The following is a 20,623-nucleotide window of genomic DNA, read 5'->3' as shown; positions in this document are numbered from 1 at the left end:
GCGTTCGGCTTGGGTCAGTTTGATTCGGTGGATTTTGGCAGGCACCTCGCCGAGTGTACAAAACCCGGGAAAAGTACAATTTCAAAAACGCCGGTGTGTGTCATATTAAATTTTATGGACTACTAGGCTTGGAAGCGCGAATGGCGACGGCGATAGTCGGCGGGGGTGAGGTTCATGATGGCGCGGAAGCGGCGTGAAAAGGCGCTGTGATCGTAGAAGCCGGTGGCGAGGGCGATCTCGGTGACGCTCGATTTCGACCCGGCGAGCATCTCGCAGGCGCGCAGGATGCGAAGCTTCAGCACGAACTGCCGCGGCGAGGTGTTGAAGGTGGCGCGGAAGCGACGTTCGAGTTGGCGGGTGGAAATGCCGACCTTGCCGGCGAGATCGGTCATCGAGATCGGGTCGGCGTAGTGCTGCTTGAGGTATTCCACCACGCCGCGCAGGTCGAGGTAGGGCTGAAGCTCGATGCGGGTGCCCTCGTAGCTACGGACCACCCCGCACAGGCCGATGATTTCCCCGGATCCGGCGCGCAGCGGAACCTTGTCGGTGATGAACCATTCCGGCTCGCCCATGCGGTTCGGAAAAAGCTCGATCAGTCCGTGGAGCGGCTGACCGGATTCCAGCAGGCGGAGGTCGTCCTGGCGGTATTTCTCGGCCAGCTCCAGAGGGAACAGGTCGCGGTCGGTGAGTCCGATGAGCTCCGACACGTCGCGGAGCCCGAAGCGATCGAGGAAGGCCCGGTTGGCGGCCATCAGCTCGAGCGCGGTGTTTTTCACGAAATAGAGGTGGTTCGGCAGGTGGTCGAAGATCCTCCGCTCCTCGCCCGCGGCCAGGAGCTGGTTCCATCGGGCGGCTTGTTCCACGGCGTCCATGTCGCTTTTTTCCATAAGGTGGCGGGTGAATCTTACAAGCCCCGGACGTGGCTTTGGGCTAGGTTCGCCAGTCCACGATCGGTGATTCGTGGTGCCAAATCCCCATGTGATCATGTCCGAGAAACCCGTGAGAGTGGCCATCGTCGGCCTCGGCTTCGGAGCCGAATTCATCCCCATCTACCAGCGTCATCCCGGAGCGGAAATGGCGGCCATCTGCCAGCGCACCGAGTCGGTCCTGAACGAAGTGGGCGACAAGTTCGCCGTCGTGAAACGCTACACCTCCTACGACGAGCTGCTGGCCGATCCGGACATCGACGCGGTGCACATCAACACGCCGATCCCGAACCACGCCGAGCAATCGATCGCCGCGCTGGAGGCGGGCAAGCACGTCGCCTGCACGGTGCCGATGGCGACCTCGGTCGAGGACTGCCGGCGGATCGTCGAGCTGGTGCGCGAAAAGGGCCTCCACTACATGATGATGGAGACCGTGGTTTACGCGCGGGAGTTCCTTTTCATGCGCGATCTCTATCAGCGCGGTGAACTCGGCAAGCTGCAGTTTCTGAAAGCCTCCCACCAGCAGGACATGGACGGCTGGCCGGGATACTGGCCGGGCCTGCCGCCGATGCACTACGCGACGCACTGCGTGGGCCCGGTGCTCGGGCTGGGTCGCCATCAGGCCGAGTATGTTTCCTGTTTCCCCTCCGGCACGATCCGCGAGGAAATGCATGGCTGCTATGGTTCGCCCTTCGCGGTGGAGACCTGCCACATCCGTTTCAAGGACAGCGACCTGTCGGCGCAAGTGTACCGCTCGTTGTTCGACGTGGCGCGGCAGTACCGCGAGTCGTTCGAGGTCTACGGCTCGAAGAAGGCGGTCGAGTGGCCGCTGGTCGAGCACGAGCCGCTGGTGGTGCACACCGGGAAAAGGCCCGAGCCGGAGATTCCGGAGCGGGTCGAGTGTCCGGACTTCGGGCACCTGCTGCCGGACGAAATCGCCGGCTTCACCCGGGGCGGTGTCTATGGCGGCGACGAGGGCGGGGAGCATCTCAGCTTCACCCAGGGTGCCGGGCACGGCGGATCGCATCCGCACCTCGTGCACCAGTTCGTGGAGCTCCTCCACGGCCGGGGCGAAGGCTACCCGAACGCGGTCCAGTCGGCGAACATCACCTGCACCGGCATCCTGGCGCACGAGTCCGCCCTGAAGGGCGGCGAGCTGATCCGCCTGCCGGAGTTCACCCTGCAGTAACCTGAACTCCGCGCGACCATGCGACTCCGTTTCCTGAACTGGCTGTTGCCCCTGCTCTTGCTCGGCGTGGCCCTCGCGGCGCGCGGGGTGGTGCCGGGCGAGGATGGCCGCCGGCTGGAGGTGCTGTTTTTCGGCGCGCCCACCGCGAACCATGCCGGTCACGACCCGATCACTCGCTATCGGATTTTGAAAAAGGGGCTCGGTTTGGAGGGGATCAACCTGACTTATCTGGAGGATCCCTCAAAGGTGTTCACGAAGGACACTCTGGACCGCTACGACGCCGTGCTGATGTATGGCAACTGGGAGCAGAACGGCGAGATGCCGGCGGAGCAGTTGAAGGCGCTGCTCGACTACGTCGATGGCGGCGGCGGGTTCCTGCCGATCCACTGCGCGTCGGCCTGCTACGGGGCTTCGCCGGAGTTCGTGAAGCTGGTCGGGGCGAAGTTCAAGTCGCACGAGACCGACACCTTCCAGGTGAAGGACGTGCTGCCGAACCATCCAATCCTGCGTGGGCTGGAGGGCTTCAAGGCGTGGGATGAAACCTACGAACACTCCGACCAGGCCGACGACCGCGAGATCCTGCAGAAGAGGAAAACCGAACCGTGGACGTGGACCCGTACCCAAGGGAAAGGGCGGGTGTTTTACACGGCCGCCGGCCATGGCCACAGGGTGTGGGACCTGCCGGAATTCCACGCGCTGATCCGCAATGCGATCTACTGGAGCGTGGGGCCGGAAAAGTATCGCCAGATGGCCCGCCTGAAGCCGGCCAAGCCGGGCGAGGAAAAGGTATCGCTGCCGGGCTACCGAGAGCGGGAGGAAATCAAGACCGCGCAGGCACCGCTGCCGCCGGAGGAGTCGATCAAGCTCGCCCAAGTGCCCGTGGGCATGGAGCTGGCGCTGTTCGCCAGCGAGCCCGACATCGTGAACCCGATCCACGTCGCGTGGGACCATCGCGGGCGGGCCTATGTGATCGAAACCATCGACTACCCGAACAACCTGCAGGCCGGTGACCTGGGGCACGACCGCATCACGATTTGCGAGGACACCAATAGTGACGGCCGCGCCGACCGCTTCACCCGCTTCGCGGAAACGTTGTCCATCCCCACTTCGCTGACCTTCGTCAACGGGGGCGTGCTGTGCACCAACGGCAGCCAGGTTCTTTTCCTCAAGGACACCACCGGCAACGACCAGGCCGACGTGCGGGAGGTGGTGCTGGACGGTTTCGGCATGGGCGACACCCACGCCGGCGTGTCGAACCTGCGCTACGGTTTCGACGGCTGGATCTACGCGACGGTCGGCTACTCCGGTTTCGACGGCACGGTGGGGGGCGAGCATCACAAGTTCGCCCAAGCCGTGTTCCGCTTCCTGTCGGATGGCGCGAAGCTGGAGGTCCTCCAAAACACCACCAACAACACCTGGGGGCTGGGTTTTACCGAGGAGTTCGACATCCTCGGTTCCACCGCCAACGCGAACCCGAGCTGGTATCTGAGTTTCCCGAAAAGCGACTACACCGCGGCCGGACTCGAGCAACCGCGCACGCCACGGGCGGACGACAACCCGGTCTTCAATCCGATGTCGTTCGACATCCGGCAGGTCGATCAGTTCGACCGCTACACCGCCGGGGCCGGCCACGCCTTTTACACGGCGCGGCGTTTTCCCGAAAGCTACCACGACCGCGTGGCCTTCGTCTGCGGCCCGACCGGGAAGCTCGTCGGGCACTTCGACATGCAACGTGCGGGGGCCGGCTGGAAGGCGGTGCAGTCGCCGAACAACCTCTACACGTCCGCCGATGCTTGGTCGGCCCCGGTGTGCGCGGAAGTCGGCCCGGACGGCGCGGTATGGGTCTGTGATTGGTATAACTTGATCGTGCAGCACAACCCGACTCCCAGCCGCGAGTCGGCCGGCATCAACGCCAAGACCGGCAAGGGAAACGCCTACCAAACTCCGCTGCGCGACAAGCAGCACGGGCGCATCTACCGGATCTATCCCGAGGGCACGAAAGATGATCCGAACCCGGGGCTCGATCCGAAAAAACCCGAAAGCTGGTTCGCGGGAATCGACCATCCGAACTTGTTCTGGCGGCTCCAAAGCCAGCGCCTGATCGCCGAAAGCGGCATGACCCAGCTGGTCCCGGAGCTGGAACGCCTGGCCCGGATGTCGTCGAATGCCGCGCCGCATGCGCTGCACATCTTGTCGGGGTGGGGGAAGTTGTCGGATGCGCTGGCCGCGGAAATGATGGCTTCCCCGAGTGCCGCGACCCGCCGGGCGGCGATCGCGCTGGCCTCGCCGGCGGTGTTGAAGGAGTTCTTTGCAGGGGGAGCACCGGTCAAGGCGGAGGGCCGCGAGTTGGCGGAGATCTGGCTGGCGATTTCGCGCTCCGCCGCGGATCCGGAGCTCGGCGCGGTGCTCTACCGGCAGGCCAACTCGCGGTCGGAGGTTTTTTCCGATCCGGTGCTGGCGGATGCCTGGAAAATCGCCGCCCGACGCCAGCGCGCCGGGGTGCTGGCCGCCGCCGCGAGCACGCCTCCCTCGGGGCGCGCGTTGATGGCGCAGGTCGATGAGCTGGAAAATGATGCCGGACCGGTGGTGGCCGAGGCCAAGCCAAAGATGTTCAAGCCGGACGCCCAAGTCCACGCCCGCGGCAAGGAGGTCTTCTCGCAGACCTGCATCGCGTGCCACGGCGTCGATGGCAAAGGCGTGCCGCAGGCGTTTCCGCCGCTCGATGGCTCCGACTGGCTGACCGGTGATCCGCGGTTGCCGACCCGCATCGTGCTCCACGGTCTGCAGGGTCCGATCCAGGTCGACGGCCAGGATTTCAACAGCGTGATGGCGCCGCTCGGCACCTCGCTCGATGACCGGCAGGTCGCCGACGTGCTGACCTTCGTGCGCCAGTCCTGGAGCAACGATGCCGCGCCGGTGACGACCGCCGAGGTGGCGGAGCAGCGGGCAGCCACCGCCTCGCGCAAGGTGCCATGGACCGCCTCGGAGCTGGGCCGATGAAGTGCCGCGGGGCGATCCGTTGACACCGCATCGGCGGCGTCGTTTACTTGGCCGCGGGATGGCTGTGTTTTCCAAGTGTCTGGTGGCGTGTGGAGCCGCATTGCTGGCGTCGTGCTTCGGCCCGGCCGGCGGCTGGCGTGCGGAGGTGGAAATGCAGACCGCCCAGCTCGGCTATCGGAACTGGATCGTCATCGCCGAGGCCTCCTTTCCCGCCCACAGCCAGCCGGGCACGCGGCAGATCAATTCCTACGAGCCCGTCCCCGTGGTGCTCGACGACGTGCTCACCACTCTTGAGAAAACCGAGCACGTGCGACCGAAGATCTACATGACCCGCGAGCTGCGGGCGGTGGAAAACGACTACGCGCCCGGGATCGATCAACTCCGCAAGGACATTGAGGCATCGCTGCACGGACACGAGGTGATCGAGCTGGAGCAGGACTCGCTGGTCACGCTGGTGCAGGACGCCCAGCGCAGCTTCGACGTGCTGGTGGTGCGCACCAACACCGCGCTGCCCTATTCCACCATCTTCATCGAGCTCGAGCCCGGCTACTGGGACGGCGAATCCGAAACCCGCCTGCGCGAGCAAATCGAGCGGCAGCGCATGGAACGGCTCGCCAGCCCTCATCCGTGAGTCCATGGTCCGCCCGCCGATGAAAAAGGACGACAAAATCAAGGCGGAGCGGGAGAGCGCCTGGATCGGGGACGCCGTGCTGGCGCTTTATGCCCGCACCTGGGTGCTCCACGAACGCCATAAAATGGACGGCGAATGGTTCACCGCCATGACCTCGAACGGCTTCCTCAGCCAGTTCGGCCCGCCGACCCAGGTCGAGGCGAGGATCGGCGAAATCTATCGCGAAGGCGGACTCGAGGCCGCCTTTTCGTGGATCGAAACGGAACTCGTCCCGCGATTCCGCCAGCTGATGGCGAAGCGTGCCTGAAGTTTTGCAGACCCGGGGGCAGGTTTCCCGTCGGCGGACTCTTTTGGGGATTGCCTGATAATCAGGAAATATTACATATTCCGCGCGGACAATGGGCAGAGCTGCCGTCGCTGACACAAGGACTATGGGAAATCAGATTGCGGATCCGGGGCTGGTCATCGCCTGCGGAGGCACCGGGGGACACCTGTTCCCCGGACTTGCCGTCGCCGAGGCGTGGACGGCGGCGGGGGGGCGGGTGCTGCTGCTGGTGTCGGAGAAGCCGATCGATCGCGAGGCCTCGCGCAAGTACGATGCTTATCGTTTTGAGACGATTCCGGCGCTGCCGAAGCCGGCGACCTTTTCGCCGAAGATGCTGCCTTTTCTACTGAGCGTATGGACCACCATTGGCCGATGCCGCCGACTGCTCGCGGAGTTTCAGGCCGATGCCGTGCTGGGCATGGGCGGCTTCACCTCGCTGCCGCCGGTGATGGCCGCCAGGAAGCTCGGCATTCCCGCCTTCGTTCATGATTCGAACGCGCTGCCCGGCAAGGCCAACCGGATCACCAGCCGGTGGTGTGACGAGGTCTTCCTCGGCATGGCCGCCGCTGAACGGCATTTCCCCGGAAAACCCTGCGTCGTGACCGGCACACCGGTGCGCAACGAACTGCTCAGCCTGCCCGACCGAGCCACCGCCGCGGCAAAATGGGGACTCGACCCCGGGCGCGACACTTTGCTCGTCATGGGCGGGAGCCAGGGGGCGCGGAAGCTCAATTCGCTGGTGGCCTCCGCCCCGCTCCCCGCCGGCCTGCAGGTGCTCCACATCGCCGGACCCGGCGACGAGGAGCGCGTCCGCAAGGAATCCGGCGGGCGGGAGGGCTACCAGGTGGTCGGCTTCTGCGACGACATGGCGTCCGCCTACGCCGTGGCCGATGCCGTGGTGGCCCGCTCCGGGGCCTCGAGCCTCACCGAGCTGGCGGAGATCGGGCTACCCTCGCTGCTGGTTCCGTTTCCCTACGCGGCGGAGGATCACCAGACGGTCAATGCCCGGGTGTTCGCCGAGGCCGGGGCGGCCTATCTCCATCAGGAGTCCGAGCTGGATGCGGAAAAGGTCGCCGGGCTCGTTTCCCGCATGCTCGGGGACGGGGAGCGGCGGTCCCTGTCGGCCGCGGCGAAATCGCTCTCGGTGCCGGATGCCGCGACGCGGGTTGGCGACGCCATCCGGCAGGTGTTGGAAAAGCGGGGAGGCCAGTCATGAACGAACTTTCCCATCGACTCACCGATCTTTCCCGCCCGCTGCGCATCCACCTTGTCGGCGTCGCCGGCTCCGGCATGAGCGGGCTGGCCCTGTTGCTCATCGGTATGGGCCACCGCGTCAGTGGTTCCGACCGCGTGACCTCGGCGGAAACCGAGCGCATGCAGGGACTGGGCCTGCGTTTCTCCACCCCGCACACGCCTGAGGAGGTCGAGGGCGCGGACTTCGTCGTCTACTCCTCCGCCATCCGTCCGGACAATCCGGCGCTCGCCGGCGCCCGCGACAAGGGCATCCGCCTGATGCGCCGCGCCGAATGCCTCGCGGCCATCCTTCACACCAGAAAAGGCATCGTCGTCAGCGGCACCCACGGCAAGACCACCACCTCCTCGATGGTCGCCCACGCGCTGCGCGAGGCGGCCTTCGATCCCAGCCACTACGTCGGCGCGGAGATCCCCGTGCTCGGCCAGAACGCGCGCTGGAGCGAGCATGGCGACTGGATGGTGGCCGAGGGCGATGAAAGCGACGGCACGCTGGCCCTTTATCGGCCCGCCTGCTCGATCGTGCTCAACATCGAGGCCGAGCACCTCGACCACTACCGCAATCTGGACGAGATCAAGGAGGTCTTCCGCACCCTGATGGGACAGACCACGGGGCCGGTCATCTACTGCGCCGCGGACGATGGTGCGGCGCAGGTCTGCGGTGGCCACGAGCGGGCCGTGAGCTACGGGTGGGAAAATGCCGACTACACCGCCGGCGAGATCCGCGAGCTGCGCGGAACCACGGCATTCACCGTACTTCGCGGCGGCGAAAAACTCGGCGGCGTCGAGCTCGGCATCCCCGGCCGGCACAACGTGCTCAACGCGCTGGCGGCAATCGCCACCTGCGACCGCCTCGGCGCCGACTTCCAACTGGTTTCCCGCGCCCTGAATACCTTCGCCGGGGCACGGCGGCGGTTTGAAACAAAGTATCTCTCCAAGTCGCTGCGCATCGTCGATGACTACGGCCACCATCCGACCGAGATCGCGGCCACGCTGCAGACCGCCCGCCAGCTCAAGCCGCAGCGCGTGGTGGTGCTGTTCCAGCCCCACCGCTACACGCGGACCCGGGCCCTGGCTGACGACTTCGGCAAGGTCCTGGCCACCGCCGATGCGGTGTACGTGACCGATGTCTATCCCGCCAGCGAGCCGCCGATTCCCGGAATCTCCGGAGAAACGATCGTCGAGGCGGTGAAACGCCACGGCGGCGTGGATGTGACCTCCGTGCCCAACCTCGCCACCGCGCACCATCGCGTGGGCAATGACCTCGAACCCGGCGACCTGCTCATCACTCTGGGTGCCGGCAACGTCCACGAGGCCGGCCGCTCGATCGGGAGGGATGCCACCATCGTCGATGACATCCGCAAGCTCGCCCGCGAGGACGAACTCGAGGTCCGCCTCTACGAACCGATGCGCCGCCACTCCACCATGCTGGTCGGCGGACCGGCGCAGTTCTGGATCGAGCCCCGCACCTTCGAGGCCTTCCGCGAGGTCGTGAACTACAGCCGCGAGCGCGGTATCGCCGTGCGCGTCGTCGGCCGCGGCTCGAACCTGCTGGTGCGCGATGGCGGCATCCGCGGCGTCGTCATCCACCCGAAGGGCGGCGCGTTCGACCAGTGTCACGTGGACGACGACGGCCACATCATCGCCGGCGCCGGCGTGCGCCTGAAGAAGCTGGCCAGCGTCGCCCGGGTGGCGGGCATCGGCGGCTTCGAATGGATGGAGGGCATCCCCGGCAACGTCGGCGGTGCGCTGCGCATGAACGCCGGAGCGATGGGTGTGGAGACCTTCGACCAGGTGGTCCGCATGACCTGCCTCGACGAGGATGGCGAGATCCGCGTCCTCCCGCGGGACGGGATCGAGGTCCACTATCGGAACGTGCCTTCGCTTCGCCGTCACTTCGCCCTCCAGGCCGTATTCCGCGGGGAAAAGGACAGCGCGGAAAACATCGACCGCCGCTGGGAGGAATCGCGTGTGAAGCGCCGCTCCACGCAGCCGGTGGCCGCCAGCGCGGGCTGCGTTTTCAAGAATCCGCAGGAGGTCCCGGCCGGCATGCTGGTCGACCAGCTCGGCTACAAGGGCAGCGGCGAGGGCAGGGCCGAGGTCTCGCTGGAGCACGGAAACTTCATCGTCAACCGCGGCGGCGCGACCGCCACGGAAGTGCTGGGCCTGATCGACCGCATCCGCCGCGAGGCCCGCGACAAGCGCGGCATCGAGCTGGAAACCGAGGTCAAGATCATCGGCGAGGACGACTTCACCTTTTGAATCCCTTCATTTCATGAGCGAATCCCCAATCCCTTCTCCCATCGATGGCCTGGTGGCCGTGCTGATGGGCGGCCCCGGTTCCGAGCGCGAGGTTTCCCTGGCCTCCGGCAAGGCCGTCGCCAAAGCCCTGCGCGAGCGCGGCGTCGAGGTCGCCGAGGTCGATGTCACCGGCCCGGATTTCACGCTGCCGGAAGGCTGTGTTTTGGCCTTCAACCTGATCCACGGGACCTATGGCGAGGACGGCGGCCTGCAGGCGGACCTCGAACGACGGGGCATCCCGTACACCGGAGCGGGCGTGGAAAGCAGCCGCGTGGCCTTCGACAAGCATCTCGCCAAGGTCAAGTTCATCGCCGACGGCGTGCCGACGCCGGCCTCCGAAACCATCGATTTGAGCCGGAATGAGACGCCATCGATGTCCTTGCCTTACGTCGTCAAGTCCCCCTGCCAGGGCTCCAGCGTGGGAGTCTACATCGTCCGAACCAAGGAGGAGTCGGACAAGGCGATCCAGGAGGTCGCCCAATACGGGGACACCGCCTTGATCGAGCAATTCGTGGCCGGCCGCGAGCTGACGGTTGCCGTCCTCGACGATACCGCCCTGCCGGTGGTCGAGATCGTGGCGCCAGGCGGTGTCTACGACATGGCCAGCAAGTATCCGTGGCTGAGTGGAGCGCAGGGCAGCCAGTATTTCTGCCCGGCGGAGCTGGACGAGGAAACCCGCATCAAGGTCCAGAAGGCCGCGCTGGCCGCGCACCTATCGCTTGGCATCGAGATCTACTCGCGGGTCGACGTGCTGCTCGACGATGCGGGCGAACCTTTCGTGCTGGAGGCCAACACCATCCCGGGCATGACCGAAACCAGCCTGCTGCCGAAGAGCGCCGCGGCCGCCGGCATCGATTTCTCCGAGCTCTGCCTGCGCATCGGCCGCCAAGGCCTCGAACTCGGCACTCGCTGACGCCTTTCCAAAACCTTGTTCAAACGCCGCACATCCCGAGTCCGAAAACGCCACCAGGTCATGGTGCTGCGGGCCAACGTGATGTCGCCGAGGATCTTCTGGTTCGACTTCCGCCGGGCGCTGGTGAGCGGTCTGCGGTGGATCCTACTGGCGTCGCTGGCCCTAGCCGGGGTGGGGGCCTTGTGGCTCGGGTTCGAGCGCGGACTGTTGAAGAACGACGAGTTCCGCCTGCGCGAGCTGACCATGAACGACAACGCGGCGCTCAGTGAAGCACGCCTGCTGCAGGTCACGGGCATCGATCTCGACGGCAGCGTGTTCGACTGCAATCCGCGCGAGATCCGGGAGAAACTGATGTCGCTTCCGGAGGTCCAGTCCGCGCGGGTCAGTCGGAGCTTTCCCGGAAGTCTGGCGATCGAGATCACCGCCCGCCAGCCGGTGCTGTGGGTGGCCTGCCAGGAGGAGGGCCGGCTGGCGCGCGATCCCGCCAGCGGGCTGCTGGTCGACCGGGACGGGCTGCTCTTTCCCTGCACGGCGGCGATGTGGGAAGAGGCGGAAGGCCTGCCGGTCATCGAACTGGAAAAGGAGCCGTTCCCGCTGGAGGCCGGAATGAAAGTCGAGCATGAGAGCTTCCTGCGCGGCATGCGGCTGCTGGCCGAGGCCCGCAGTGCCAGTCCGGAGGCGGACGAGTGGATCGATACGATCCGCCAATACAAGGGTTGGGGTTCGCAGCTGGTGACCCGCGGTGGTACCGTCGCCACCTTCGGCCACCGTGATCTGAAACGTCAGATGAATGATTTCCTGACGGCTTGCGAGCACGCCGCCGGCACAGGGCGGAAAATCGCCACCATCGAGCTGGTCGGCCGCCGGAACATTCCCGTGACTTTCCAAATCGAGGGCCAGGCCCCGCCCGCCCCCGAGCCCCCCCGCGAAATCGCGCCCACCCGCCCGGTTTCAGATTTGCAGAAACTACTGGAACGATAGGAAAACAGGTCAGCACCCGAACCATGGCACGCAGCAAAATCCACGTGGGACTCGAAATCGGCACCAGCAAGATTTGCATGGTCGTCGGCGAGGTGAAGGCGGATGGCTCGGTCAAGATTCTCGGCGTCGGCCAGTCGAAGTCCGTCGGCGTCCGCAAGGGCGAGATCTACGATTTCCCCCAGGTCCGCGCCTGCGTGAAGGACGCGCTGGTCAAGGCCGAGGACGCCAGCGACGTGGAAATCGGCAGCGTGTTTCTCGCTGTGACCGGATCGCACATCCAGGGCGTGAACCACCAGGGCAGCTTCCGCCTGCCGGAAAGCGAGGACACCATCGAGCCGGAGCACGTGCGCGAGGCCAAGGAGATCGCCCGCTCGGTGACCATCCCGCCGGACCACGTCTATCTGCACCACATCGTGCGGCGCTACGGCGTCGATGGCTACCACCACGCGACCAGCCCGGTCGGGCTCACCGGTCGCACGGTCGAGGCGGACTTTCACATCGTGCACGGCATCCGCTCGCGGATCGAGAATCAGATCAAGTGCGTGCGGGAGATGCCGCTGGATGTCGATGAGCTGGTTTTTTCCCCGATCGCCGCCGCGCAGGTGGCGCTGAACCGCGAGGCCCGCGAGCGCGGCGCGCTGGTGATCGACATCGGGGGTGGCACCACCGACTACGCGCTCTACACCGATGGCCTGATCGAGGCCAGCGGCTGCATCCCGGTCGGCGGCGACCACATCACGAACGACATCCACCTGGTCACCGGGCTTCCCTTTTCCAAGGCGGAGCTGCTCAAGGTCCGCGAGGGCGATGCCTCGGGCGACCCGGCCCGCGGGGTGGGCACGGTCAAGGTTTCCGACGAGAAAGGCTTCGCCGAGGCCGAGGTGAAGCGCCAGCTGCTCAATGACATCATCCGCCACCGCCTCGAGGAAACCCTGCGCCTGCTGGTCAGGAAATTGCCGGAGGGCGCCTTGGAGCGCGTCGGCATGGGAATCTTCCTCGCCGGCGGGACCAGCCTGATGCGCGGCTTCGGCGAGCTGGCGAGCGATGTTTTCCAGAAAGACATCTACCGTCCCGAGCCGCCGGAGCTGAGCGGCGTGCAAGCAAGTTTCAAGGATCCCCAGTTCACAACGGCGCTGGGACTCATCCGCTATGCCCAGGTCGTGGAAAGCGACCGGGCTCCCAAGCGCGGCTTCCTCAGCCGACTCTGGCCGTTCGCCCGATAACACTGCCACCCTGCCATGATCGAATTCCCACGAGATCCCCAGAACATCATCCCCACCTCCTCGGTGAAAATCGTGGGCTTGGGGGGAGCCGGAACCAACATGCTCGACCGCGTCGCGCTCGACGGACTGGATGGTGCCGAGCTGCTCGCGCTGAACACCGACATCCGCACGCTGTCCGCCTCGGTGGCGAAGGAGCGGGTCCAGCTGGGCCGCAACCTCACCAAGGGCCTCGGCACCGGCGGCGATCCCGAACTGGGCAACCAGGCGGTGATGGAGGCGGAGGACGAAATCCGCGCCTCGCTCAAGGGCCGCCGCATCGTCTTCATCTGCGTCGGCCTCGGCGGCGGCACGGGTTCGGGCGCGGCCCCGATCGTTGCCCGCATTGCCCGCGAGGAGGGAGCTTTCGTGGTCATGTTCGCCACCATGCCGTTCGGGTTCGAGGGCCGCCGTCGCCGCGAGCAGGCGGAAACCGCGCTCAACGAACTGGCGGTCCTCTCCAACGCCCTCGTGACTTTCGACAACAGCCGCATGGGTGAGCTGGTGCTGGCGAAGCAGGGCATTCACGAGGCCTTCGCCGCCGCCGACCGCATGATCTCCGAGAGCATCAAGGCGGTCATCCGCCTGGTCGTCCGCCCGGGGCTGATCAACGTCGGCCTCGACGACCTGATGAGCGCCCTCCGCACGACCCGCTCGCGGTGCCTCTTCGGCTCCGGCATCGCCCGCGGCAAAGACCGTGCGCAAAAAGCCCTGCGAAACGCCCTCGGCAGCCCGCTGCTCGACCAGGGAGCGCTGCTCAAGGACGCCCAGACCGTTCTCGTCCACCTCTGCGGCGGCGAGGATCTTACCCTGTTCGAGATCGAGCTGCTGATGGAAAGCCTCGGCAAGCACGTGCCCGAGACCGCCCAGGTCCTGTTCGGCGCTGCGGTCGATCCGGGCATGAGCGATCAGCTCAGCATCACGCTGGTCAGCTCGCTGCCGGAAGAGCGGCTCCGCCGCACCATGCCGGACGAGGAATACCGGCGCAGCACCCCGTCGCTGGAACCGAGCGTCGGCTTCGCCGCGGCGGCGGTCGCGGAAGATCCCGAGGAGGCCGTCGAGGAGAAGCACGAACCGGAAGCCGAGCCTCCGAGGTCGGAACAGAGCGGCTTTTCTCCGGTCGAAGAGCCGGTGAGCCCCTTCGACGCGGAGGAGGGGGAAACGGAGGAAGGACAGGCCGAACCCGAGAGCCCTCCGACGGACGAGAAAGCGCCGGCGGAAAGCGAGCCGGAGAAGCCCCCGGTGGCGGAAAAGAAGGTGCTCCCGATCGATGATCTCCCGGACCTGCCGGAAATCGACGACCTCGAGGAAGCCGCGGAGCTGGCGGACGAGTCCGAGGCAAAAGCCGAGGACAAGCCCTCGGACCCGGAGGAGGAAATCGAAGATCTGGACGTTCCCTTCGCTGAAGCTCCGCCCGGACCGCGCGGGAAGGCGGCTGCAAAGCCCGAGACCGGCAAGGAACCGGAAGCGGATTCCCAAGGCGATCTGGAACCCGGATCCAAGCCGGAAAGAAAGGCCGCAAGGGAGCCGAAGGGCGAGTCCGATGAATCGCTGTTTTCGTCACCCAAGGCTGGCCAGGGCGAGCTGACGTTCGACAGCGGTCCCAAGGGTCGGTTCGAGGGCTCGGATCCCAGCCTGGTCGATGGCGAGGATCTCGACGTGCCTGCCTTTCTCCGGCGGAAACGCTGATCGGGGTGCGCGAACACGGAATCCCTGATGCCGCAGGGTACGCGAAAGTTTGCCACGACTTCCACCGTAGTAGCACGGTTTTCAGAACGGTTTCACGCGGGACGACTCCCCGCGTAGAAAATCGGATCTACAAATCTCGTGGAGCTACGTAACGCTTTTGAGTCGCGATTAGGTTAGACAGCCCCCCTTCCTCATGACCGAACAGCTTCACGACCGGTTCATTCCTCTTGCGCTCGAACTCCAGCGATCGACCGGTTTCGGCATGCTCGTCGGCATTCTATGCCAGCGTTTCCCCGATCTGATCGAGGCGCCGTGGGACGGCTGGGCGGTTACGGTTTCGCCGGAGGGCGTGATGCTCGGAATCGGCCGCGGCCGGGAGGGCGAGAACCTGAGCGGCGAGCGGAACGGGTCGTTTCCTGAAACCGTGCAGCTGGATGCGGTGATCGAGGCGATGGAGAAGGAGGATTCATCCTGCCTGGCCATCCGCTGCCATGATCGACCGTCCGCGTGGCACCAGCTTTCCCGCATCCTGCGTGGCGAGGGTGAGCCCAGCGACGCCCTGGTCGGCCGGATTTACAACAACAGTCGCACCGATACCCTGTGGTGCGTCGCCCGCTCCAAGGGGCGGTTCAGCGACGAGCAACTGCAGGTCTTCGAGCTGATGTTGCTCAGCGCCCGCGCGGCCGCCGAGCGGCTGGCAGCGGGCAACCTCGAGCGGCAGTTCCGGAAAATCTACCTCGGATCACCTCCTTCGGCCCACACGGCGGTGTTTCTTCTGCATCCGAATGGCGATGCCCTGCCGATCAATTTCCAGGCGATCCGACTGGCCGAAGCTTGGTGGAGCGACGACCAGGCTTTCGGAAAAGTCGATGAAACCGCGCTCGCCGATCTCAAGCGGACCCTCGGGCTGGCCTGGGCGGACCCCGTGACGTCCGAATTCCGCCGGGTGGATGTTCCTCTCGGGGAAGGTGGGCCGAAACCCTTCATGGCGATGCCACGGGGCAACGGGGAGATCCTCATGCTTCACTTTGCCGATTCCGCCGCGATCTGTGGCGAAGAGGCGCTCAGTGCCGTGCTTACCCGGCGGCAAAAGGAGATCATGGGATGGATCGCCGAGGGCAAGACCAGTGCCGAGGTCGCGATCATTCTCAACATCAGCCCGCGGACCGTCGAGAAGCACCTGGAGGCCGTGTTCCAGCGCCTCGGCGTGGAAAACCGGATCGCGGCCGTGCGGCGTTACCTCGACTTGAAGTCGGGTCTGGTCGATTGATCCGGACTCAATAGCCGAGCCACGGGCCGAGCCACTTCTCGGCCTCCTCGAGCGTCCAGCCCTTGCGCCGAGCGTAGTCTTCCACCTGGTCCTTCTGCAGTTCGCTGAGGGCGAAATACTTGCTCTCCGGATGGGAGAACATCAAGCCGCAGACCGCGGCGCCGGGGTGCATGGCGCAGCTTTCGGTGAGGGTGACTCCGGTTTTCTCCGATGCTTCCAGTAGTTCGAAAAGGATCGGCTTTTCGGTGTGGTCCGGCTGCGCCGGGTAGCCGGGAGCCGGGCGGATGCCGCGATACTTTTCCTTGATCAGTTCGTTGTGGTTGAACTCGTTCGGCCGCTCGTAGCCCCACTCGACCCGCGCACGGTGGTGGAGCAGCTCGGCAAAGGCCTCGGCCAGGCGGTCGGCCACGGCCTTGATCATGATCGATTTGTAGGGGTCGGTCTCCTTCTCGGAAACCTCCTTCGCCCACTCGTCCGCGCCGTGGATGCCGACGACGAAGCCGCCGAGGTAGTCGGGGGTTGAAGAAGAAACAAAGTCACTCAACGCCAGGTGGGGTTTGTCGCTTTCCTTGGCGAGCTGCTGGCGGAGGGTGTGGAGACGGGTGCGCTCGCTACGGCGTTCGTCGTCGGTCCAGACGATGAGGTCGTCGCCATCGGCATTGGCCGGGAAGAAGCCGTAAATGCCGCGGGCGGTCAGGCGCTTCTCGGCGATGATCTGTTCGAGCAGTTCCTGCGCCTCGGCGAAGAGCTCTTGCGCCTGTTTTGCGCCTTCCTCGTTCTTCGTTTTCAGGGTTCTGGTTTCGCGGTCCCACACGCCGCGGATTTCCCAGGCGTGAAAGAAGGGGGTCCAGTCGATGTATTCGGCGAGCTCGCGCAGCGACTGGTTTTCGATGAGGCGGGTGCTGAGGAAGTTGGGCTTGGCGGGCGTGTAGTTTTCCCAGCCGCCCTCGGGGATGAAGCGGTTGGAAACCGCTTCTCCATAGGAAACGGTGGCCTTGTCCTTCTTGTTGAAGGTCTCGCGGAGCTTCTCGTGCTTGGCCTCGTTGTCGGCGACGAACTTGTCGCGGGCGTCTTCGGACAGCAGCGAGGTGGTGACGGGCACGGCGCGCGAGGCGTCGAGGACGTGGACGACCGGGCCGCTGTAGTGCGGTGCGATCTTCACCGCGGTGTGCGCGGCGGAGGTGGTGGCACCGCCGATGAGCACGGGGATGCCGCGCTTTCCGAAGCCGCGGCGCTCCATTTCCTTGGCCACGTGCACCATCTCGTCGAGCGAGGGAGTGATGAGGCCGGACAGGCCGATGACGTCGGCGCCGATCTCCACGGCCTTGTCGAGAATCTTGTCGCAGGCGACCATCACGCCGAGGTCGGTGACCTCGTAGCCGTTGCAGGCGAGGACGACGCCGACGATGTTCTTGCCGATGTCGTGGACGTCGCCCTTGACGGTGGCGATGAGGAACTTGCCGGCGGTTTCCGGCTCGTCGTCGTCGGGGCTTAGCGCGGCTGCGTGGCCGCTTCCTGCTTGGCCTTCTTCTCGCTCGCTTCGTTCAGGAGCTGCAGGGATTTCTCCTCCAGTTTCGCGAAGCGGGCCTCGGCGTAGCGGCGCAACGAATCTCCCGAGGATTTCGTCGGTGTATCTTTCGTCGCCGGCTTGCTCATCGAAGGCAGCTTCGGCGATGCGGGTGCCTGATTCAAGGAGAAGTTCCCTGGAGTCATGGAGTCGCTGGCGGAGCCAGTCGGCATCGACGCGCACGGCGGGGGCGCGGTCGGGCCCGACGGTGCGGGAGTTGTCGGCGACCCAGAAGGAGAAGTTGAAGCGGTGGGCATGGCGGTCGAGGAGTTGCAGTGCGGAGCGGGCGGATTGGTAGTGGCCGTTGGCGGCGCGGGTGAGGGGGACGATGCGTCCGCCTTCTTCGACGGCGCGGGCGATCATGTTGCGGACCGCTTGTTCCCAGGTGCAGTAAACGAAGCGGATCTGGACGAGCAGGCCGGCATCGAGGGCGGCATCGATGTGCGGGACGCTGCGGTCGAAGTTCTGCAGCGTGCCGTCCATCACCAGCTCGGCGTCCCCGGCATCGAGGTCGCGGGTGGCGGTGGTCTTGCCGCTGCCCTGGCCGCCGGCGTTGAAGGCGATCAGCGCGGGGAAATCCCGGCCCTTGAGTTCGTCGAGCTTGCGGAAGTAGAGCCAGTCGATGAAAGCCCCCGCGGGCTCGAGCGTGGCGACGCTCCAGCGCTGCCGGCTGGCGCGGTCGGCGGCATAGAGCGGGCTGAGTTCCTGGGCGACATTGCGATCGAGGATGAGTCCTTCGCGCGAGTCGGCGAGGGCGTCGTAGGCGCAACGCGCCGCTTCGAGGTTCCCGGCGAGCTGAGCGGCGAACTCCTGTTCGACGCGGCGTTCCTCGTCGCTGAGGTCGGGGTAGGGGGTGTAGGAAAAACCGTCCGCCAGGGTGACCGGAGCCGGATCCTCACCGGCGGCGAGTTCGTGGAGGAAACGTCGCGTCTCCTGCTTGGCGAGCTTTTCCGCCTCCATAAAAGGTTCCAGATAAGCGACCGCCTTCTTCATCACGCGGGCCGACTTGACGACCTGCGGCAGGAACATTTTGCCGGCGCCGAAGAGGTCGCCGACGACGCCCATGCCGTCCATCAGCGGGCCTTCGATGACCTTGAGCGGGCGGCCGTACTTCGCGCGGGCTTCCTCGGTGTCCTCGTTGATGAAGGTGTCGATGCCCTTGAGCAGCGCGTGTTCGAGGCGCTTCTCGACCGGGGCCTCGCGCCAGGCGAGGTCCTGCGCCTGGGCTTCCTTTTTCACGCCCTTGAATTGCTCGGCGAAATCGAGCAGGCGCTCGGTGGCGTCGGGGTCGCGGTTGAGGAGGACGTCCTCGACGTGCTTGAGCATGTCGGGCGCGATCTCGTCGTACACTTCGAGCATGCCGGCATTGACGATGCCCATGTCCATGCCCGCCTTGCCGGCGTGATAGAGGAAGGCGGCGTGCATCGCCTCGCGCACCGGGTTGTTGCCGCGGAAGGAGAAGGAGACGTTCGATACGCCGCCGGAGACCTTGGCGCCGGGCAGGTTCTTCTTGATCCACTCGGTGGCCTTGAAGAAATCGACGGCGTAGTTGTTGTGCTCCTCGATGCCAGTGGCGACGGTGAGGATATTGGGGTCGAAAATGATGTCCTGCGGGTTGAAGCCGACCTCATCGACCAGAATGCGGTAGGCGCGCTCGCAGATGCGGATCTTTTCCTCGTAGGTCGCGGCCTGGCCCTTCTCGTCGAAGGCCATGACGACCGTGGCCGCGCCGAATTTCATGATCGTGCGGGCCTGCTCCTTGAAGCGCTCCTCGCCTTCCTTGAGCGAGATCGAGTTCACGATGCCCTTGCCCTGGAGGCACTTCAGGCCGGCTTCGATGATCTCCCATTTCGACGAATCGACGGTGATCGGCACCTTGGTGATGTCCGGCTCGGACTGCACGAGATTGAGGAAACGGGTCATCATTTCCACGCCGTCGATCAGGCCGTCGTCGAAGCAGATGTCGATGACCGGCGCGCCGTTCTCGACCTGCTGGCGGGCGACGCTGAGCGCGTCCTCGAGCCGGCCTTCCTGGATCATCTTCCGGAACACGGGTGAGCCGGCGACGTTGGTGCGCTCACCGATCATGAGGAAATTCTTGTCCGGCGTGTGGTTGTAGGGCTCGGTGCCGGCGAGGCGAAGTACGGGAGGGATCGTAGGAAGCTTGCGCGGGGCGACGCCCTTCACGCCCTTGGCGATGCCGGCGATGTGTTCGGGCGTGTTGCCGCAGCAGCCGCCGGCGAGGTTGATGAAGCCGGCGCGGGCGAACTCGCCGACCAAGCGCTCCATGTCCTCGGGCAGGTAGGGGAAGCCGGTCTTCGACAGCGGGTCGGGCATGCCGGCGTTCGGGTAGCAGGAAACGTAGGTGCCGCAGACGTTCGACAGCTCCTCGATGAAGGCGCGCATTTCCTCGGGGCCGAGCGAGCAGTTGAGGCCGACGGCGAGCGGCTTGACGTGCTCGACCGAGTTCCACAGCGCCTCGACCTTCTGGGCGGAGATCATCGTTTCCCCGCCCCGACCGACGGCAGCGGAAATGATGATCGGCAGGCGGAAGCCGTCCTCCTCGAACACGTCCTGCGCGGCCACCGCGGCGGCCTTGGCGTTGAGCGCGTCGAAGATCGTCTCGATCATGAGGATGTCGACGCCGCCGGCGACCAGCGAGCGGATCTGGCGTTTGTAGTCCTCATAGACCTGGTCGAAGGTGACCGAGCGGAAGCCGGGGTCGTTGGGATCGACCGCGGCGTTGTTGAGGCCGACGGTAAGCGGGCCGATCGCGCCGGCGACGTAGCGCGGGATGCCGGTCTCGGCGGCGACCTTGTCGCAGGCCTCGCGGGCGAGTTGGGCGGACTTGAAATTGATCTCGTGGGCGAGGTCCTTCAGGAACGGGTCGTCGAGGACCTTCTGGTAGAAAGCGGGGTCCTTGCGGCCCTTGCCGGTCTCGCGCGGGTCCTCGACGAAGAACTCGCTCTGGGCGATCGAGGTGCCGGAAAAGGAGTTCGTTTCGATGATGTCGGAGCCGGCCTCGAGGAAGCGGCGGTGGATGTCGGAAATGACGTCCGGGCGGGTGAGGCAGAGGATGTCGCCGTTGTTGAGCAGGTCCTTTTCGGTGTCCTTGAAGCGCTCGCCACGGGCGTCGGATTCGGTGAGTCCGTAGCCGCGGATGGTGGTTCCCATGGCGCCATCCAGCATCAGGATGCGCTGTTCGAGGGCGGCAACGAGGTCGGCGGTGGCGTCGGGGCGCGGCATGCCGGGAACCTACGGAATCGGCCCGGGGTCGCAAGATTCAAATCATCGTATCGTGATGCGATGATGGGTTGGAGC

At 65.6% G+C, this 20,623-nt stretch carries 13 protein-coding genes; 11 read left to right on the top strand and 2 right to left on the bottom strand.

The window, feature by feature from the left end; translation table 11 throughout:
- Positions 1-122: 122 nt before the first annotated feature.
- Positions 123-887 (bottom strand): AraC family transcriptional regulator, encoded by a 765-nt coding sequence (locus tag ABXH26_RS18310; RefSeq protein WP_353568551.1) that lies wholly within the window; start codon positions 885-887, stop codon positions 123-125.
- A gap of 97 nt (positions 888-984) precedes the next feature.
- Between ABXH26_RS18310 and ABXH26_RS18305 the strand changes: the two genes are divergently transcribed.
- The 11 genes from ABXH26_RS18305 (at position 985) to ABXH26_RS18255 (ending at position 15,735) form a co-directional block, all read left to right on the top strand.
- Positions 985-2,115, top strand: a complete 1,131-nt coding sequence (locus tag ABXH26_RS18305; protein ID WP_353568550.1) for a Gfo/Idh/MocA family protein — start codon at positions 985-987, stop codon at positions 2,113-2,115.
- 18 nt (positions 2,116-2,133) lie between these two features.
- Complete coding sequence (locus ABXH26_RS18300; RefSeq protein ID WP_353568549.1) at positions 2,134-5,115, top strand: PVC-type heme-binding CxxCH protein; 2,982 nt, start codon at positions 2,134-2,136, stop codon at positions 5,113-5,115.
- 58 nt (positions 5,116-5,173) lie between these two features.
- Positions 5,174-5,746, top strand: coding sequence for a hypothetical protein (locus ABXH26_RS18295; protein ID WP_353568548.1), 573 nt, complete (start codon positions 5,174-5,176; stop codon positions 5,744-5,746).
- A 19-nt stretch (positions 5,747-5,765) separates the two neighbouring features.
- A complete protein-coding gene (locus ABXH26_RS18290; RefSeq protein ID WP_353568547.1) occupies positions 5,766-6,053 on the top strand; it encodes a hypothetical protein in 288 nt (95 codons plus the stop codon).
- A 124-nt stretch (positions 6,054-6,177) separates the two neighbouring features.
- Positions 6,178-7,287 carry an undecaprenyldiphospho-muramoylpentapeptide beta-N-acetylglucosaminyltransferase gene (murG, locus tag ABXH26_RS18285; protein WP_353568546.1) on the top strand — a complete coding sequence of 370 codons (1,110 nt, stop codon included), beginning with the start codon at positions 6,178-6,180 and terminating at the stop codon, positions 7,285-7,287.
- Complete coding sequence (murC, locus tag ABXH26_RS18280) at positions 7,284-9,584, top strand: UDP-N-acetylmuramate--L-alanine ligase (protein ID WP_353568545.1); 2,301 nt, start codon at positions 7,284-7,286, stop codon at positions 9,582-9,584. The genes murG and murC overlap by 4 nt, the downstream gene beginning before the upstream one ends.
- Positions 9,585-9,597: 13 nt before the next feature.
- Positions 9,598-10,536 (top strand): D-alanine--D-alanine ligase, encoded by a 939-nt coding sequence (locus ABXH26_RS18275; protein ID WP_353568544.1) that lies wholly within the window; start codon positions 9,598-9,600, stop codon positions 10,534-10,536.
- A gap of 81 nt (positions 10,537-10,617) precedes the next feature.
- Positions 10,618-11,517, top strand: coding sequence for a cell division protein FtsQ/DivIB (locus ABXH26_RS18270; RefSeq protein ID WP_353568543.1), 900 nt, complete (start codon positions 10,618-10,620; stop codon positions 11,515-11,517).
- A 23-nt stretch (positions 11,518-11,540) separates the two neighbouring features.
- Positions 11,541-12,740, top strand: a complete 1,200-nt coding sequence (gene ftsA / locus ABXH26_RS18265; protein ID WP_353568542.1) for a cell division protein FtsA — start codon at positions 11,541-11,543, stop codon at positions 12,738-12,740.
- Between the two features lie 15 nt (positions 12,741-12,755).
- Positions 12,756-14,465, top strand: a complete 1,710-nt coding sequence (locus ABXH26_RS18260; protein WP_353568541.1) for a hypothetical protein — start codon at positions 12,756-12,758, stop codon at positions 14,463-14,465.
- 193 nt (positions 14,466-14,658) lie between these two features.
- Positions 14,659-15,735: a helix-turn-helix transcriptional regulator gene (locus ABXH26_RS18255; protein ID WP_353568540.1), complete on the top strand. Its 1,077-nt coding sequence runs from the start codon at positions 14,659-14,661 to the stop codon at positions 15,733-15,735.
- 7 nt (positions 15,736-15,742) lie between these two features.
- Here ABXH26_RS18255 and ABXH26_RS20610 read toward each other — a convergent pair whose 3' ends face one another.
- Complete coding sequence (locus ABXH26_RS20610; protein WP_434783436.1) at positions 15,743-20,548, bottom strand: vitamin B12 dependent-methionine synthase activation domain-containing protein; 4,806 nt, start codon at positions 20,546-20,548, stop codon at positions 15,743-15,745.
- Positions 20,549-20,623 lie beyond the last annotated feature (75 nt).

It is taken from the genome of Haloferula sargassicola, assembly GCF_040362925.1.
GTDB classification, from domain to species: Bacteria; Verrucomicrobiota; Verrucomicrobiia; order Verrucomicrobiales; family Akkermansiaceae; genus Haloferula; species Haloferula sargassicola.
Note: the sequence above shows the minus strand (reverse complement) of the source record. Positions and strands in the feature narration are given on the sequence as shown.